We start from the raw sequence: 16,428 nt of genomic DNA, 5'->3' as shown, positions 1-16,428 counted from the left end.
TACTTTTTTCTTTGGGATGGTGGTTATTGCTCACCCTACTATTGCTTTTCTGAAAGAATTGAAAGACTCACGGTGTCACCTTCTTTTAAGGGCTTACCACTACGAACAACATAGCGCTCTCCTGCTTGTAAGCCGGATAAAATTTCCACTTTGCCATCAGCTTTTTGTCCTAATGTGACAGCACGCATCGCTACTTTCGTTTTACCATCTGTGTCTTTTACCACAAATAGTGTTGCCGATGAGTTTTCTTGCTCTTTCGCTGCTGCCTTTGCTTGTTTTTGAATAGCTGTTTGCGGCACTACTACCCGTTGTTGAGTCTGGTTTTGAAAGTTGACTCGCGCTAGCAGTCCACTACCAATTTTCCCTTGAGTGTTGGGAATCACTACTTCTACAGGTATCAAGCGAGCTGTGGCATCGGCAGCAGGAGAAATGCGCGTAACTCTGCCAATTAATACTTCTTTGGGGAAGGCATCTAAGCGCACTTGTACAGATTGCCCGACCTGAATTTGTGCTAGTTCTAATTCGGAAACTTGGACGACGACTTTGACACGGCTAAAGTCTCCAATTTTCATGACTTCGTTACCTGCTTGCAACAGGTTGCCTGGTTCTGTCACCTTTTCTGTAACTACGCCAGTGATTGGAGATACCAGCCGAGCATAAGACCTGCGTTCTTTGGTTTGAGCAACCAATGCCTGTTGAGCAAGTACTCTACCTTGGGCAGCTGCAACGGCTTGCTGTTCTGTTCGTACTTGTTCTTGGGCTGCCCGGAGTGCCTGGGCGGCTGTTTTTGCTTGGGTACGTGCTTGCTGGGCAGTTTGTTCAGCGATCGCTCCAGCTTTGAACAACCTCTGCTGCCGTTCTGAGTCTGCTTGAGCTTGTACTACTTCTAGCCGCGCCCGTTCAACGTCTGCACGGGCATTGCTTACCTGATTGGTTGCCCTCGCTACTTCTGATTTGAGGGCAGCTAGCTCTGCTTCTGCTTGTTTTAATTCGGTCGAAAGTATGGCATCATCTAACCGCCCGACGTTTTGCCCCTGCTTTACTGTATCACCCACATCAAGGTTCAAAGCCAACAACCGTGCTTCTACTTGCGATCGCAGTGACACAATTCGGAAGGGTGTTGTATTACCTGTGTATTCTGGTTGTGTTTGCAGCGTATCAGTTCGAGCGATCGCCGCATCTACAGCCGTTGCACCACCACGTTGTCCGCTACCAGGACTCTGAGATTGTGCATCAGCCGCTTGTTCCTTGGGTAGCGCTCCACAATTCGCACTCAGCAGTCCTATGCCCAGCAAACAGGGAATCAATAATATGGATGCAAAAGGGGAAGACACTTTTGTGTCAAAGCTACTTTTGGTTTCTGCAACAGCCATATCAGTCTTCACAACTGAATCTAACTGGGTATGAATTACCTGGTTAGCGGCTGCGAAAGGTAAGGTTTTCGCCTGCTTGTGCGGCTTATTTCTGTCCAAAATCATTTCTTTTTCTCGTATTTGGGGAGCTTTTTGGGTTAAACAGCCGTGCATTACCAAGTAATTTTGAGACATTATGACTAGTGAAAAGCGGCGAGAGTAAATTAGCTATCTTCTTGCAGAATTTTGTATCAAAAATTACTTTTTATTCAAAAAAATTCTCACCACTTTAACTCATTACATTGATTCGGCAGCTTTTTAGCTGACTATGCAATTCTTAAAGTAGTATAAATACTTTTAAATTTCTTGCAATCTGCCCTTAGTAGAAAACTTGCATTTACTGAAGATACGCAAATTTTGCGCCATTTATTCTTAAATTGGCAGTATGTCAATAATTATACTTGGGTTGACATTGCCAGATTTAATGTAGTTAGCAAAATGCCTAGTAATTTTTACGTTCAATCCAATATATTAAGAATAGTAAACATAAATTGCTTTTTTTAAAGCTGTCATATTTTGATCGAGCGTAGGCGTAGTCCGTCGTAGACATCGCATATACAGCCAAGAAAAGGGCGATATATATTACAGCCATCAATATTAGTCAGGAAAGTTACAAGTGACATCATTGCTAAAAATTGCACAAACTGCTGACGAAGCCCAGATTTCCGAATTTTTCCAGGAATCAGTGGGTAAGTGGCGATCGCAACGGCGCTACTACACTCTACCCAAGGGAGAAACTAAGGAGATGGAGAGTATAGTTACGATCAATTTTCTCAAGCAGGGCTGTGATGAATTGCAAAACCTAGCTCAGATGCACGATTTGCCTGATACAGGTAGTTTGATCTGTGGTGCAGCAGTTACATGGGAAAGTATGGATGTGCTGAAGGATAGGAAAGAGTCGCAAGGTTCAACATTATTTGGAGCTTTAGGAAACATTTTGTACCGCGATCACGGTTTTGCCATATCCAAACCAGTCACCGCTCAGTATTATTTCTCTAACCCTAAAACAATGTGTTTGCGAACTGAGTATAACGGTTCTGTGTTTGAAGAAGAGTTAAAGCTAATTGGTAGCAAATACCGCACCAGACAAACTATTATCTCGCGTGCTGGTGAGCAGTTGATGATTGGTCAATATTTAGAAAAGAGAGTGGATTAGTTTATCGGGTGGGTGCGGTTCACTATAGCCTTACCCATTTTGGGATTAGCCAGCACCTAGCTACCAACTGCAATATATAACTTTTTATAACAGTTCTTCAAACTTTTACCAAGAAAGTTAGTTGCTATGTCATCATGGGAAGTGAAATGAGAATTAATTCGGCGACAGTGTTTGTTTTTAGTATTGACAGGCTTTTCCCTTTTGGTATTACAGACTTCTCTCCGAAATCTAAATCTCTACAAACTTATGATTTTGGAGACATTTGATGTCAATTTACGTTGGTAACCTCTCCTATGATGTTACACAAGATGCTTTGAGTGCTGTATTTGCAGAATATGGTACTGTAAAGCGTGTTCAATTACCCACTGACCGTGAAACAGGTCGTTTACGCGGCTTTGCTTTCGTGGAAATGAATTCGGAAGATGAAGAAACAAAAGCCATTGAAGCCCTTGATGGTGCTGAGTGGCTTGGTCGTGACCTCAAAGTGAATAAAGCCAAGCCGAGAGAAGACAGAAGCGGTGGTGGTTCCTTCGGTGGTAATCGTGGCGGTGGTGGCGGCTATAACCGTAACCGCTACTAAGCTATAAGCTAAGTTAAGTAGACGAAAGTAACTTAATTGAATCTAGAAAAGGCTCAGGCAGCAATGCTTGAGCCTTTTCTATGCAAAACTTTGACTCTGAAAAAAACATTTTATCCTAGTGTAGCGCAGATGTCCACCTCTATGAATGTATAAATTAATACGGTTAAAAGCGCTACTTGTACAACATCGTGGGTTTTTGAGACGCGATAAATCGCTGTCTCTACAAGTGTTTTGGTCTTATCTGAACTGTATTGATGTTGGGGTGCATGTTAAGGGTTACTGGGTTTGGGAAAATTCTATACCTTTACTCTTTAACCCTTCCCCTTTTCCCCACAATGCCAAGAAGTCTATTCTTTAATCAGAGTGCCCTGATGAAAGATGATTTTCCATCGATCATTATTCAATTTCCAGATAGAACTTCGCAGCGAATGAACAGGCTGTTCGCCAGATATACGTCTGACTATACGATAAGTTACTAAAACAACCCCTGTTGCTAAAACAAGGGTTTTGAATTCTGTTATAAATCTTTGAGTCAGGGGTTCGATGGGTTCATTCTGCAAGCTTTCGATAATTTGCTGTTTATCAAAAATACGCCCTGAGCTTCCGAACTCAATGAACTCGTCAGCAAGTAAGTCGATGATATCTTTAGCTGACTTTCGGACATCGGGTTGCAGCAAGCGCTCCTCAAATTCACGAAGAAGCGATTCTTCTAAATAATCTGCTTGCATATATGTTTTGAAAACTAAATTGTATGGTGATAAGTAGCATCCGGCGATCGCTCTTAACTTTGATGGCGTTGCTGAATTGAAGTATGAATCTAGATGTAGAGACGTAGCACTGCTACGTCTCTACAAGGATTTTGGTATTATGCAAAATCGTTTTCATACATGGAATCAGCAACGCCACTTTGATTTTTATGCGATCGCGCCTTCACGAGCAAGTTAATTAAAAAAAACCCGCTCATTGGTAGGGATTCGAGCGGGGTTAAATAATACAATTAATTTTTCAGAGAAACCAACACTAAACTTGATTACAGAGCTACTAGAAATATTTACGACTAATAGTAACTATTTAGCGAGTTTTATGAGTTAGGTTTTTAGCATGATGCTTATGATGTTTAGTGTGATGAATTTTACCAGATTTCACTCTAGTATGATGGATAGTATTAGCTTGAGCTTGAGATGCAAAAACGGTTACAGGGGCAGCAAAGACTAGAACCAAAAGTAAAGCTTTAGCGAACTTATTCACTTGAAAATCCTCATCAGGTAATCAACAACTTAACTATCCAATAGGCGTATGTCATAAGTTTGTAATTGATATGAATCTTTCATGTCTATTTTTACATCTGTCAAATATAGTATTTACGTGAACTTACGTGCAATACTTCGCTAAAACATATTTACTGGCATTTCCAGCTTAATGTAATATTTTAGACATCACGTAAATAAATGTAATTGGGCTATGATCCGTCTATTTAATTAAGAAATGCTGAGAGTCATCAATTCTTCTGCTATGTCAAAGTTAGCTGTGACATTTTGCACGTCATCCAAGCCTTCTAGAGTATCAATTAACTTGAAAAGCGATCGCGCTTGATCGGGATCGGTAACTTCTACGCTATTACTGGGAATCCAGCGCAATTCAGCATCAATTACTTTAATGCCTTGATCCTTGAGTGTCTGGCTAAGGGTTTCTAAATTTCCAATGTCAGTAAATACTTCAGCCATCTCATCTTCAGTCATTTCATAAGACTGAGCACCGCCTTCGAGAGATGCTTCTAAAAGCTGTTCTTCGTCAACCACACCCTGCACTACACAAACGCCTTTTTGGTCAAACATCCAGCTAACGCAACCTGTTTCACCAAGATTGCCACCATTTTTACTAAAAGCTACACGCAAGTCAGCAGCAGTGCGATTGCGATTATCTGTGAGGGCTTCGATTAAAATCGCTACACCACCGGGGCCATAACCTTCGTAGCGAATTGCTTCAAAGGTAGCATTATCGCCGCCAAAAGTGCCTGCACCTTTAGCGATCGCTCGTTCAATATTATCATTGGGAATACTCGCTGCCTTTGCCTTGTCAATTGCCGTGCGAAGTTGAAAATTCAGCGCCGGATCTGGTACACCACTTCTAGCTGCAACGATAATCGCCCTGGATAACTGAGTAAAAGTTTTTCCCTTTTTTGCATCTACTACCGCTTTTTGGCGCTTAATATTTGCCCATTTACTGTGTCCTGCCATAATTTTGAAATTATCAAAACTCTCTTCAAGATTAGGATATACCTAGCTTTTGCTCTGATGCAAATGTGCATTTGGTAAAAGGAAGTGGAGAGTCTCACTTCTTTACTCAGCACTGAGAACTCAGAAATTTTGAAAAGCGGTGTCAAGTGCGTAGTTTACCGCCGTAAATATCACATCGCGTTTAAATTACAAAAGGTTCAAGTTCAGTATTATGCCATTTTTCTTCAACCCGTTCAGTAATTAAGGGTCTGATGATAAACTTGGGCGGGCTACCATCCAGAACATCAATCCGCACGCATGAGTAAGGTAGTCGGTTTTGGAAATTGTAGTCATGACGACCTACAAAAAGCATTGAATCTGCAACTTTGCGAGTGGGTTTACCTGCAATTTCTGTAAAAGTCTCCATCAATTCAGTCCCTCCTCGCCGTCGATAACGGGGACGATGACCGCTACCACCAGAGATAATACAGTTAATGTGAGAGTCGGCAAATCCGGTATCAGTTGTGCAAAGATGCTCTAAACAGTGAGCGTGTCCATTTAAAATCAAATCGACTATGGGACGTTCTTTAATTAAAGAACCAAGAGTTTCTGCCACTTGTTCAAACACCGAGCGCAAGCGGTGGCGAACTGCTAAGGTTTGTGCCTGATTCCACTTGGTAGCTTCTGTGACGTAGGGGGGATGGTGGAAAAAGATTACACGTCCGCGCACTTCGGAGTTATTCCAAGATTCGACTAGTCTGCTTCGCAACCATTCAAGTTGTTCAAAGTCGATCGCAGGCATTTGATGAGATGCTAATTGTTTTTCAATGTCAATTTTGATTTCGTTTATTTGGTCTAATTTAGCACTAAGCTCGTCGAGTTGTTCCGCTTCGGTAGGTTTATCGGGGTTGAGGCGTAGCTTGCCGCCGTAGGCATCGCATATTTTCAAAATTTGCAATTCTTCTCGATCAATCTCATGGCGACGCTTTTGCAATTCCCGACGGTAAATTTCCCCTTCTTTCGTTACAGGCAAAGGTGATGGTGTATTAAAGGTGTTAGAATCTAGTGCGAAAAAGTCAATGCCGCCGTAACGAAAGGTGTAATAACGATTGGGTAAGCGGGTAAACTGTCCAGGTTCATAACGTAAACAGCGCCCTGTGTCGGTCTTAGCAGTGTAGTGGCGATCTAAATGACGTTCTAATTCTTGTGGAGACATCGCCTGAGTGTAGTCCATAAATGCCCGTGCATAGGCATTACCTTGATACGATCCATGCCAGCCAATCTCGATATTTTTGTAGCCGAAGAGCTGACGTAGTGACGATGTTGTGCCAGTAACTAAACGATACATTAACGGTACATCATAGTAATCATGATTACCAAGTACTGGCAAGAACGGCAGATTAAACACCATACCGTCATAAGGAATGCTTTTCGGGTTGTTACCACCGACAAGAAATTCCCGGTAAGGCTCAATAAAGTTTGTTGAATAATATTCTTGGGAACCCACCACATAGATTACATCGCCTGTGTGCAACACAAAGCTGCAATCATCGCGGTGAGTCAGCATCAGTTCGGCAACTTTTCGTTGTGGGTGGTGTCGAGAATGGGATTTAGTGCCAGAATCGCCAATAACCATAAAGGAAAATTCTGGATTATCTTTTCTGCGATCGTCAATAACTAGACTGGTTTGGTCAATTCCCCGTTGCACAAAACTTGGATGCATCCACCGCACCCGTTCCTTCATCTTTTGAATTTTTACAGGAATCGGTGGATCGGAAATCAATTTCATGGCTGATAACTCTTGAATGCCTAACGCACACGCCGATTGTAACGAAATAATAAGGATTAGGGTTTGGGGACAATACAGTTCAGTTAAGCTTTTTTCTCTCCCCCTGCTTCCCCTGCTCCCGAAGCCTCCCCTGCTCAAGAACAGCCTGCCTTAACAGATAAATTTGCTTAACTGAACTGTATTGGGATTGGGGAAGAAGCAAGAGAGCAGGGCGCAGGGGGCAAAGAGAGAATAAAAAATTACTTCTTTCCCCTCTGCTCCCTGCTCCCTGCCCCTCTGCTTTTCCTCAATTCCCAATCCCCATCCCTACGGCAAATGTTCTCGCAGTAATGCTCGAAAGCCTGCTTGTTGAAAATGCTCGTCAGCAGTCAGTGCGTCAGTGATTCCGCTATATTGCATGACAATAAAAGATACGCAATCGACAAATCCCCATTCTTTCTCGGTTCGTTCGCGATATAGCTGGAAAGCGCGTTCGTAGAGTTCCTGCGAAAGGGGGACTATTTCTACTTTGGAGTCTACTACTAGAGAATTTAATAATATAATTGCCGCTTGACGATAAGGATGTTGGGATAAGGCATTGCCAATTTCCAACATCACCGCTTGTGTTGTCACCAAACGAGTTTCTGCTGCTTGTAACATTTTAGCCAGATGCAAGGCTCGGTCATGCAAGCGATCGCTCGGTGCAGATAAGGCAATGGCAAATGATGTATCCAGAAAGACTTCAGAATCCATGAAAAGTTTACTTACTGTACAAATATTTATCTAGATTGCTAGACCAGTCAGGCGGGCCTTCGAGATTGAGCGATCGCGCCGTTTGCAGAAATGATATTGTTTCATGTTCACTTGGCGGTAAAATTTCAATACTCATTCGCACACGGGTATTGATTGGCAGTGCGATCGGTTCAGCCGGATAGAACACTTTGCCGTTAAAGACAGCTGTGATTTTTTCTACCATCTTCCTCAAAAATTGCTTCTAGTCTATCCTAAGCTGGTTGTATTGCTACGGGTAGGGTAGACGACGCTATAAGTAGTGAAGATACGTATACTTCTCTTACAAATTATCTCAATTTGGAAAAATTGCCTAAACCACCATTTGAATTACACCCCACTGTCCATTTATCAACCAAGAAGAGTCAGATTTTGCTACTTCTTCAATCACTTCTGGTTTTAAACCGACAGCCACTTCTGACTTCAAGGTGCGTAAAGCTACCATTGGCACGGGCAAGTAACAGACTATATCTGCAATGTTAGTGGTAAAATCCCAGTGGCGATCGCCTAATAAACGGCGATAATTTGCATCGCCTTTGACTATAACCAAACTCGCATTGGCTAATTCATTTTTGAGGGAGTTGGGTATTTCCCAAAATGCTAACGGCGATGTCCAAAAGTAGTCTTCAGATAGTACTAAACGTCCTGATGCAATATTTGTTTGCAATCTTTGGGCAAAGGGTGTAGCTTCTTGATTTCCAGTAGCGGCTAAAAAACTTATTGTGTAATGTACATCCTTAATCATTGCATCAGATACAAAAGTTGGATGTGGCTTTAAGTGTAGATAAACTTGATTAGCTAGTCCGCTACTTAATAAAAAATCCACTAAAGATAAGTCACAAACAAGTTCAAAACCAGCATTGTCTACAACAAAATCAATCCTTCCTCCTTGAGAGTTGGCTAATAATTCCGTGACTTGGGAGGCATCATTGACTAAGATGTGAGCTAGTTGGGTTTGAATATCAAAACGACTCCGGTCATTCTCGAATGCTGACCATAAGCTTAAGTCGACTCGATTTCCCCATAAAGCAAAATATAAGAGTGCAATTAAAGCTGTTTGGTTTGATTCTTCCCCTAATTGTGAATTATCTAACCAATTGTTGACTTGCTCGCACAGCAAAATAATCGAATCCAGAGATGCTTCCAAACCTTGAGATTTTTGTAACTCAAATGGATCGACACCTTGCCATATACCAGGGCGAAAATAATTGGTAATTTCCAGAATTAATCGATAAAAATAAGTTTCGGCAAAAAACCAGGGAACATCTACCCAACGCTGACCTTTGTAGGATTCTAAATATGTATTCCAGGCAGAAAAATCTACAGCAGTGTCATTTACAAGAGGTGGCAAACATCCTGTCGGCAGTTCTGTAGCCAAATTTTCTAAGCTGGTATTAATCTCAGATGAGAAATTATTTTCTGCGATAACTCGGCGAGCGATCGCAGGCATTCGTTGAGTAACTGTATACTCAGTAAAGGAACCAACTTCTGACCCCAAAAGAGATGGTGGTATGGGTAATTTGGGGATGTGGGATATATTCACCACAAACTTTGATTTTCCTCATATTTTCAGTTATTCTAACGCTGTATGCGACTTTCTTTCAAACCTAATCAACTCAAAAGCCGGATAACTCGACCAATGGCTGCAAACAAAATCGCTGGAGTAGTGCCAATACGGCTTGGTTAAGGTTTTGTGATGAATTGTCTATTGCGAATCCCCAATGGCTATATACAAAACCGGAAGCAAGCTAGAGAAGCACCAAGTGTATGTAGCATCTCTCAAAGAAAAAATCGAACTGCTTGAAAAACAGAAAGCCGAGATTGACAAGAAACTAACCGAACTACATAAACAATTAAGTGATAACGAGAATTACGAGCCATCAGAAGAATAAACCCAAGCGTGACTAGCTGCGATCGCGTTCGTACTCTTGCGCGGTTTCGTATTCGCGCTGAAACTGTTCTAGTTCTTCGACTCTGTTTTTTAATTGTTCATGGTCTTCGGCTAGTTTTTTAATTAGCAAAAATAATACGTGCTTATCAAGGTTTTGAAGTGTCTCACCGTCCTGAAGCAGATTATTCAATTTTTCAGATTTCGAGGTAGTGCATTCTAGAAAATTACCAATAACCTTAAAATCCCAGGTTTCACCGTCAATACCTTGGGGATGAATGCAAAAGCTATACTGATTGTTTTGGTCTTTTTGGACTCTAAGCCCAAAATCAATTGCTTTTCCATCGTGCAACTGAAAATAATTCTCCAGCGTAAATCTATTCATCATGCTCAACCTTGAAAAGTTAATAGAAGAGTTAGAAGAAGCTTTGGGATACTTGCTATCTCTACCCTCAACGGTTATAGCCTATTACGATGATTTGTATGGTTATCCTTGGGGACGAATGAAGTTAATAGGGATATTGTGTTTAGGTTTTAGTTTTTGGCTTGCGGTTTTCAGCCTTCTAACTGTAAAGTACTGGGCTAAAAACTAATAATTTTTGCAGCGCTAAAGCTTGTTAAAAGGATTTTCCTCTTCCATTTTGCGTAAATCTTGGAATTCGCGGATCTTAAAATTCCCCTGAAGCTGTAAATAATTCTCAATATCTTTCATAGACGTGTACAAGCGGTTTGTACGATGATCAACCGTTTGTGAAACTTGCGCTATTAACAGGGTTACAGTATCTTTTCGATTTATGTAATCCTGGATATGTAGATCGAGTTTCTTGTCTAAATCCCGAATTTTTTCTTTATTGTCAGCATGTTCTTTCAAATCTTGTTTGATTTGAGCAATTGAGCTTGAAATGTTATTAAGGTTGTTAATCAGCTTTACGGCGAGAGTGCCTAACACCGAAATACTTACACAAATCCCAGTGAATACGCCAACTGATTCTAAGCTAACTGTAATTGATGAAGCAGCATTACTAACAGCTATTGTTGATTGCGTAGTATTCATTTAAGAATAAATGTATTCAGTAACTTTAACTTTGGCAGTCGTTGTCACGACTCCTGTGCAAATACCTACAACTGCATTTTGGCTAGAATTATCATCAAGAAATTTCTCGCTGGGAGCAAGTGAAAAATCATAATTACTAGCAGAAACAGTCACAGTATTAGCAGTTTGGTCAGTTCCAATAGGCACATATTTAAAATAAACTGTTGAGGGTCCTACATTTGTAAACAAGCATGAATGCCTACTTCCATCAGCCTTTTCGCCAACAACCATAGTTTTAGATGTAGTCACACTAACATCGTTAGTTGGTTGAGCATTCGTAGCCTGTTGTTTGTTTGTGGCAGAATAAAACATATTTTCTTGATAAACTTGAACATTAATTGACCAACTTACATCAGCATCGTCAAGCCGTAGAAACCCTAAACCCTCTCCAACTACATCTTTAGGAAAATAGAAAACTTCTGTTTCCGAAACTCTATAGCTAAGTCTTTGAGGACTATAAATATTTATTTCGTTATCTCCATCAAAAACTTTAGCGATAACAGCTTTTAAATATTTGCCGTCATACTGTTTAGAAAGAAGATGTTTGACTCGAAAAACTTCTCCAACAGAAGGTACTATTAACCAACTCTTACTTAAATTAAAAGTACCTAAATTAAGCCAAGTCATTTATCCAGCGCCATAGTTAGAAATATCGTCAATTTTCTGTTCGATTCTTGCTAAGTCAGAATCATAATCTGGTCCTGTATAGCGCCAGAGAGCAACACTAGCATTTAAGAACCAATCAGGAACTTGAATAGAAATACTATAGCTACTAGATATTCTCGGAAAAACTACAAGATTTATTTTGTCTAAAAACAGAGGTTGTCGTCTACTGAAACTAGCATCTTGAGAATTTTCAAAAGCGATTCCAGTACTAACATTTTGCTTAAGATGTCCAGCAAATTTCCATACTCTACCTTCTGGAATATCAGTAGCAACTCGAACCGCAACAACAAAAACATTTAGTAATACAGCAATAGAAATTTCTGGAATGGGAGCGGCTATAAAACCGCCTCCAATCTTTGGCACTAATACTGCTGAAGTATTCTCATTATGAATAAGCTCCCAATTATCAGAATTACTTAGTTCTAAAGCGCGAGTCATTGTGTCTCATGTCAAGCGTGAGAAATTACGAAATCAACGTGTTCGGCAAATTCATCTAAAATTTCAAACGGATTAGGAATACCGTAATGCTCTAGCTTATCGAGGTATTCAACTATATCGATTTTCCCAGTCAGCCAATCTCTACCCGCTTGATTGATGGCAAGCATTCCTTGAAATTCAGACTTGGAACAGCTGCCATCAACATCGACAGATAGCAGGTCTAATGGGTCATCTGGAGTCCAAATAATTCCAGTTCGTTCTGCTATCTTGCTCATCAGCCTTCAGGGGTGAATCTAGCCCGATTTTTACCACCGTTTCCTTCGATAAAGGTCACGTAGGCTGATGTTTCTTCTATAGCTAGAACAGCCGCATCGTAAGCTTCGCCGCCAGTACCTTGACCAAAAGGAGAGGTAACAGAATCTACATCGGGCTTTTTATAGGCAGCACCAGTAATTCGGCTATTTTTCTTCACAATGCCAGGCACAACAGAAGTCAGCGTCAACTTGGCAAACTTGAATTTTTTCGTGTCAATCTTAATCGGGTTGGTTAATTCAGCAAATTCGGTGGGTGTGGTAGTACGGCTGGCAAGTAGCGAAAGAAGTACATTAGCCACCCCAGATCCCTGACCTGTTTGGCCGCTCTTGAGCAATTGGGCCGGAAGGTAAACCTTCGTAGTCCCAGCCGTGCCAAACGGAGAAATATAGCCATCTTCTCTTTCTGCCCTCGCCCGCTTACTTTCGTCAGTGATTGCAGCAAAAGCAGCTTGTCGCTGGTCTGGAGTCATCGCAACCCAGGCTTTGTATTTGTCATAACGCGACTTCTGCGACTCAAATCGTTGTAAATCTCTAAATCCCATAATTACTGGTGATAGTTGCTACAGATGTCACCTACTCTAGCCCTTTAAAATCCTTAGAATTCTGTGACGAAACCTAATAGGTTTCTGGCTTTATTTTTCACCACAGTTATTTTCTGATTTCTGTTACGGCTCAAGGATAGGTAACGAGTGACTGGTTCCGCAATGTCGTATCAAGTAAAAAGGTTGGAGATAGAATACTTCCTAAAGATATGTAAGCCATCCTAAATCTGAGGATAGCTACGGGACGATACCGCTTTTTTTGCACCTGCTTGCCTAAGATCGTTGTCTTGCCTGCTGTTGCCGATGTTGTGCTGGGTTTGTCTGGATCATTGAGCAAAAGTCTGTCGGAATAAAAAGGAACATCAATTGCGTTACAAATTTTTTGATAAATTTCTGCTGCGTCAGTTTTACTGTTAACTAAAATGTAGTTGCCTCTAGCAAAGCCATTTTCAGGGTCAGTGTAGCTCACACTTTTATTGCCACAAGTGTAGGTTATCCCTCTTCCACTAGATAAGAAAAGGGCTTTGATTTCATTAGCAATTTCTTTCATGTCTGCTTTAGTAATTGCTGGTTTAATGCTTCCATCATCGTCTCCAGAAGCACAAGAAAATTTCATCAAGCGAATAGACTTTTCATGAATTATCGGAGGTTCGTCTGTTGGAACTGCGGAGGCATCCTGCGAGAACACAAAAAATAGCTGGGGATGCCCAGCGACCGGAGGAGCGGTATCAAATTTTGAGCCATAAACTACAGCTAAATTTTTTCTGCTGTAGCCGATTACATTAAAAAATAAATTGTGACGCATATTCATGATTGCGTCGTTATCGCCATCGGCAATCCTGCACGCTAATTTTAGCGAGGCGCGCGGCGATGACAAATCACCATTACCTTCAACATCCCTAAAGAATCTATCTACTCGCCGATTAAATTCAGTTCTATAAGTCTGTTGTAGATGTTCAAACGGGTTAAAATCATCTGGAATATCTACCATTATTAATCCTCTCCATCAAACAGATCGGAGAAGTCAAAACTAAATGGCTGAGAGTTGGCTTTTGCTTGCTCAATCTCGTCCTTCTTATCCTTGTTTTCTTCAGTTGGAATGCCACTTTCTTTTGGCGTACCGTCGGGGTTTTTGTCCCCTTTTATCGCTGATTTAAATTCAGCGTTAGCGCTATCAATTTGATTTTTGGCATCAACTATACTTACCGGAACTTGTACTACAGCTTGGATAGTATTAGCCCCAGCTTCAGCATTATTTAAAAAAGTGAAATACCTATTGTGAAAGTTTGGACTCGGATGAAACCATTCATAAGCTTTCTGACCCAATACGCCCCAGTATTTGAGAGCGTTACCTATTTTTGCTGTGTGGCTGCCGATAACTTCCAATCCATTGATTAGAGTACTTGTAGCGTTGGTTATTGCATTGAAAACGTTGGCTGAGGCTTGATAAATTCTGTTAGCCATCGCCCATTCTTGGGTTAGCTTGGTGTAATTATCGGTTCCAATAGCATCTTGAATCAGCGTTGTCGTCGTTTTTCCTAAAACAGCACCAATATCAATTGGTGTACCATCAAGACCTTTTGGTAATATCAAACCCAAGATTGTATTAATAATGCTGCCAAGCGTCTGACCTAAATTATTGGTCAACATCAAAGCATTGTGTAATGTGGTGGCGAATGTCAGAACCGCCAATGCTTTCTCTACATAAGTATTTTGAGCAACACTTGTTACTAACCCGCTAATACCTCCCGTGACTTGTGCCCCAAGCTTGCTATTAATGATGTTTAATAATGCCAACTGGGCTGTATTTGCAGCTGCACTGACAACATTTAAAATCTGCTGGCAGACAGCGAATATCGGTGCTAGCGCGGCCATAATTGGCGTGAGTATAGAAAATCTTGTTGTTGCGTGTTGTGCTGTACTATTTGCACGAGTTTGAGTGTGTTGTGAAATAATCAGCGCCCTTAAACTGGCTGCTTCTGCTGGATTCACGTCTTTACCGTTCCTTCCGGGTATACCTGGTTTCCCATCTCTGCCGGGTGCGCCGTCTTTACCAGGTGTTCCGGGTAAAGTTACCACAGTTGTTACGCCGTCTCTGCCAGGCAGCCCCTGCAATCCTCTTTCGCCTTGCTTTCCAGGAATGCCAGGTATACCTTGCAGTCCGCGCAGCGACCTTACACCCTGATAAAGTGCGATCGCAGTCAGTGCAGTGGTAAGGGCTACACCTGCCTTGCCCAAAGCATCTCCAGCAACACGCTTGGCTTGCTCTCCTATCCCTTGAGCCTCATTCGCCTTTTTGTAAGCAGTTGTAGCGTTATCATTTGCGATCGCGGCATTTCTTACCGCACCGTCAGCGGTCAATTGAGCTTGTCTTGCATTACCGAGGGCAGATTCAGCAATTCCTTGCGCCCTCGCGGATGTCACCTGTGCTGCACCAGCTTGCAATCTTGCACTTTCACCCGCTAATCGTGCATCAATCGCAATATTTTTTGTGTCAGCAATTGTTACTTCATTGCGCCCGATGCGATTCTGAAGCCCTAATAGTTTGCCCAGGATAGCTGACACGCTATTACCAATGAATTGTGCTTCTCGCTCTATCGCATCAATCCGTCCTCCCAGTGTTTCAAGGGTGAAATAGTTCTCTGCCAGGGTGGCAAATGTACCCACGATTTGAAATAATTCAGCTACTCGTCCAAGTAACCTGCCTGTAGCTCCTAGTGCTTGCTCACTAATGCCAACAGCCTTAGCAGCACTCGTAATTGCACTGCCCACTTTCGCCTCAATATTGGCGATCGCTCTGCCAAAAGCATCCACACGAGAACCCAGCCCGTTCACCAATCCACGCAATCCAGACACTTCACTTACGCTATTAGCGGCTGCTTTTGTCGCTGTAGCGGCTTCTGAAACTGCCCTCCCAGCTTCACCCCTTGCTTGAATAGATAAACCTTTGGATAGTTCTGCCTCTTGTAATGCTCTTGCTATAGCGCTGTCTGTTTGGTTTAATCGTCGAAAAGCCTCTTGTGCTTGCTTGGCTAATAAAGCCTCTTTCTGTGCTGCTAATTCAGATGCATTGAATGCGCTATTGGCTACTTTTGCAGAAGTGCCAGCAACAATAGAAGATTGGTTGGCGGTATTGTTAGCAGTGTATGCAAGTCTCGAAATCCGTGCAATTTCTGCCCTGTCTGCCCCCTGTTCTTGAGCGATTTTTAGTGCTTGCGACAAACCATTATTAGCAACTTTTTCTACTCTGAATAATCTTTCCAAAGCTTGCCTTGATTGCTCTACAGCACTGCTTACTTGCGGTTGCAATTTATTTGTTGCTACCAATACAGCACCAGCGACAAAAGTTGTAAGTTCAGGCTGCAATGATGACCTAATGGAATTTTTAAGGGAAAGTTCATTGACTGGCTTAATCGCTAATAGTTTTGCATTAATATTGTCGATTTGACGCTGCAATTTAGCGCAACAATCACACTTCCCCGCGCAATTAATTGCACCTTGCAGACCACTAATTATGCTAGTGGTACTCATGAGCAACTCCTATTTTTTATCTGATTTACAAGCCC

20 protein-coding genes are annotated in these 16,428 nt (G+C 41.7%); 4 read left to right on the top strand and 16 right to left on the bottom strand.

All coding sequences use genetic code 11. The features are described 5' to 3' along the window. Positions 1–38 precede the first annotated feature (38 nt). The gene (locus tag RMX98_RS21690) at positions 39–1,373 is read right to left on the bottom strand and encodes an efflux RND transporter periplasmic adaptor subunit (RefSeq protein ID WP_409881431.1); all 1,335 of its coding nucleotides are present in this window, start codon (positions 1,371–1,373) and stop codon (positions 39–41) included. A gap of 655 nt (positions 1,374–2,028) precedes the next feature. On the opposite strand from RMX98_RS21690, the gene RMX98_RS21685 reads away from it, so the two are divergent. Beyond that, positions 2,029–2,568 carry a phycobiliprotein lyase gene (locus RMX98_RS21685; protein ID WP_322679488.1) on the top strand — a complete coding sequence of 180 codons (540 nt, stop codon included), beginning with the start codon at positions 2,029–2,031 and terminating at the stop codon, positions 2,566–2,568. Between the two features lie 265 nt (positions 2,569–2,833). Continuing rightward, the gene (locus RMX98_RS21680; protein WP_322679487.1) at positions 2,834–3,148 is read left to right on the top strand and encodes an RNA-binding protein; all 315 of its coding nucleotides are present in this window, start codon (positions 2,834–2,836) and stop codon (positions 3,146–3,148) included. 347 nt (positions 3,149–3,495) lie between these two features. On the opposite strand, the gene RMX98_RS21675 is transcribed toward RMX98_RS21680, so the two are convergent. Further along, positions 3,496–3,876: a nuclear transport factor 2 family protein gene (locus RMX98_RS21675; protein ID WP_322679486.1), complete on the bottom strand. Its 381-nt coding sequence runs from the start codon at positions 3,874–3,876 to the stop codon at positions 3,496–3,498. A 76-nt stretch (positions 3,877–3,952) separates the two neighbouring features. On the opposite strand from RMX98_RS21675, the gene RMX98_RS21670 reads away from it, so the two are divergent. Continuing rightward, positions 3,953–4,093, top strand: a complete 141-nt coding sequence (locus RMX98_RS21670; RefSeq protein WP_322679485.1) for a hypothetical protein — start codon at positions 3,953–3,955, stop codon at positions 4,091–4,093. Between the two features lie 126 nt (positions 4,094–4,219). Here the strand turns inward: RMX98_RS21670 and RMX98_RS21665 are convergent, their stop codons facing one another. From RMX98_RS21665 to RMX98_RS21640, 6 genes are all read right to left on the bottom strand, one after another. Then, positions 4,220–4,396, bottom strand: coding sequence for a hypothetical protein (locus tag RMX98_RS21665; protein ID WP_322679484.1), 177 nt, complete (start codon positions 4,394–4,396; stop codon positions 4,220–4,222). Between the two features lie 230 nt (positions 4,397–4,626). Next, positions 4,627–5,385 carry a YebC/PmpR family DNA-binding transcriptional regulator gene (locus tag RMX98_RS21660; RefSeq protein ID WP_322679483.1) on the bottom strand — a complete coding sequence of 253 codons (759 nt, stop codon included), beginning with the start codon at positions 5,383–5,385 and terminating at the stop codon, positions 4,627–4,629. A gap of 181 nt (positions 5,386–5,566) precedes the next feature. Then, on the bottom strand, positions 5,567–7,153 hold the full coding sequence (locus tag RMX98_RS21655) for a metallophosphoesterase family protein (RefSeq protein WP_322679482.1): 1,587 nt from the start codon (positions 7,151–7,153) through the stop codon (positions 5,567–5,569). A 306-nt stretch (positions 7,154–7,459) separates the two neighbouring features. Next, positions 7,460–7,885: a type II toxin-antitoxin system VapC family toxin gene (locus tag RMX98_RS21650; RefSeq protein WP_322679481.1), complete on the bottom strand. Its 426-nt coding sequence runs from the start codon at positions 7,883–7,885 to the stop codon at positions 7,460–7,462. Positions 7,886–7,892: 7 nt separating this feature from the next. Continuing rightward, positions 7,893–8,108 (bottom strand): hypothetical protein, encoded by a 216-nt coding sequence (locus RMX98_RS21645; protein WP_322679480.1) that lies wholly within the window; start codon positions 8,106–8,108, stop codon positions 7,893–7,895. 126 nt (positions 8,109–8,234) lie between these two features. Then, positions 8,235–9,464 (bottom strand): damage-control phosphatase ARMT1 family protein, encoded by a 1,230-nt coding sequence (locus tag RMX98_RS21640; RefSeq protein ID WP_409881432.1) that lies wholly within the window; start codon positions 9,462–9,464, stop codon positions 8,235–8,237. Between the two features lie 178 nt (positions 9,465–9,642). Here RMX98_RS21640 and RMX98_RS21635 point away from each other — a divergent pair, with 178 nt between their 5' ends. Continuing rightward, positions 9,643–9,813 (top strand): hypothetical protein, encoded by a 171-nt coding sequence (locus RMX98_RS21635; RefSeq protein ID WP_322679478.1) that lies wholly within the window; start codon positions 9,643–9,645, stop codon positions 9,811–9,813. A gap of 12 nt (positions 9,814–9,825) precedes the next feature. On the opposite strand, the gene RMX98_RS21630 is transcribed toward RMX98_RS21635, so the two are convergent. From RMX98_RS21630 to RMX98_RS21595, 8 genes are all read right to left on the bottom strand, one after another. Next, entirely contained in the window at positions 9,826–10,197 is a 372-nt protein-coding gene (locus tag RMX98_RS21630) for a hypothetical protein (RefSeq protein ID WP_322679477.1), read from the bottom strand. A 219-nt stretch (positions 10,198–10,416) separates the two neighbouring features. Continuing rightward, complete coding sequence (locus RMX98_RS21625; protein ID WP_322679476.1) at positions 10,417–10,863, bottom strand: hypothetical protein; 447 nt, start codon at positions 10,861–10,863, stop codon at positions 10,417–10,419. Then, positions 10,864–11,529, bottom strand: a complete 666-nt coding sequence (locus RMX98_RS21620; protein WP_322679475.1) for a hypothetical protein — start codon at positions 11,527–11,529, stop codon at positions 10,864–10,866. Continuing rightward, positions 11,530–12,006, bottom strand: coding sequence for a hypothetical protein (locus tag RMX98_RS21615; RefSeq protein ID WP_322679474.1), 477 nt, complete (start codon positions 12,004–12,006; stop codon positions 11,530–11,532). Between the two features lie 11 nt (positions 12,007–12,017). Then, positions 12,018–12,281, bottom strand: a complete 264-nt coding sequence (locus RMX98_RS21610; RefSeq protein WP_322679473.1) for a hypothetical protein — start codon at positions 12,279–12,281, stop codon at positions 12,018–12,020. Continuing rightward, a complete protein-coding gene (locus RMX98_RS21605) occupies positions 12,281–12,862 on the bottom strand; it encodes a hypothetical protein (protein WP_322679472.1) in 582 nt (193 codons plus the stop codon). The genes RMX98_RS21610 and RMX98_RS21605 overlap by 1 nt, the downstream gene beginning before the upstream one ends. Positions 12,863–12,992: 130 nt before the next feature. After that, positions 12,993–13,853, bottom strand: coding sequence for a hypothetical protein (locus RMX98_RS21600; protein ID WP_322679471.1), 861 nt, complete (start codon positions 13,851–13,853; stop codon positions 12,993–12,995). A gap of 2 nt (positions 13,854–13,855) precedes the next feature. Continuing rightward, positions 13,856–16,393: a collagen-like protein gene (locus RMX98_RS21595; RefSeq protein WP_322679470.1), complete on the bottom strand. Its 2,538-nt coding sequence runs from the start codon at positions 16,391–16,393 to the stop codon at positions 13,856–13,858. Positions 16,394–16,428 lie beyond the last annotated feature (35 nt).

It is taken from the genome of Nostoc sp. DedQUE02, from assembly GCF_034531035.1.
Taxonomy (GTDB): Bacteria; Cyanobacteriota; Cyanobacteriia; order Cyanobacteriales; family Nostocaceae; genus Nostoc.
The sequence above is the reverse complement of the archived record's forward strand: the minus strand, read 5'-3'. Positions and strand labels throughout refer to the sequence as shown.

Coding starts and splice junctions, on each gene's coding strand:
- RMX98_RS21660 (WP_322679483.1), bottom strand. CDS start 5,385: ATGGCAGGACACAGTAAATGGGCAAATATTAAGCGCCAAAAAGCGGTA.
- RMX98_RS21675 (WP_322679486.1), bottom strand. CDS start 3,876: ATGCAAGCAGATTATTTAGAAGAATCGCTTCTTCGTGAATTTGAGGAG.
- RMX98_RS21615 (WP_322679474.1), bottom strand. CDS start 12,006: ATGACTCGCGCTTTAGAACTAAGTAATTCTGATAATTGGGAGCTTATT.
- RMX98_RS21620 (WP_322679475.1), bottom strand. CDS start 11,529: ATGACTTGGCTTAATTTAGGTACTTTTAATTTAAGTAAGAGTTGGTTA.
- RMX98_RS21680 (WP_322679487.1), top strand. CDS start 2,834: ATGTCAATTTACGTTGGTAACCTCTCCTATGATGTTACACAAGATGCT.
- RMX98_RS21645 (WP_322679480.1), bottom strand. CDS start 8,108: ATGGTAGAAAAAATCACAGCTGTCTTTAACGGCAAAGTGTTCTATCCG.
- RMX98_RS21630 (WP_322679477.1), bottom strand. CDS start 10,197: ATGATGAATAGATTTACGCTGGAGAATTATTTTCAGTTGCACGATGGA.
- RMX98_RS21655 (WP_322679482.1), bottom strand. CDS start 7,153: ATGAAATTGATTTCCGATCCACCGATTCCTGTAAAAATTCAAAAGATG.
- RMX98_RS21650 (WP_322679481.1), bottom strand. CDS start 7,885: ATGGATTCTGAAGTCTTTCTGGATACATCATTTGCCATTGCCTTATCT.
- RMX98_RS21625 (WP_322679476.1), bottom strand. CDS start 10,863: ATGAATACTACGCAATCAACAATAGCTGTTAGTAATGCTGCTTCATCA.
- RMX98_RS21605 (WP_322679472.1), bottom strand. CDS start 12,862: ATGGGATTTAGAGATTTACAACGATTTGAGTCGCAGAAGTCGCGTTAT.
- RMX98_RS21610 (WP_322679473.1), bottom strand. CDS start 12,281: ATGAGCAAGATAGCAGAACGAACTGGAATTATTTGGACTCCAGATGAC.
- RMX98_RS21635 (WP_322679478.1), top strand. CDS start 9,643: ATGGCTATATACAAAACCGGAAGCAAGCTAGAGAAGCACCAAGTGTAT.
- RMX98_RS21600 (WP_322679471.1), bottom strand. CDS start 13,853: ATGGTAGATATTCCAGATGATTTTAACCCGTTTGAACATCTACAACAG.
- RMX98_RS21595 (WP_322679470.1), bottom strand. CDS start 16,393: ATGAGTACCACTAGCATAATTAGTGGTCTGCAAGGTGCAATTAATTGC.
- RMX98_RS21690 (WP_409881431.1), bottom strand. CDS start 1,373: ATGGCTGTTGCAGAAACCAAAAGTAGCTTTGACACAAAAGTGTCTTCC.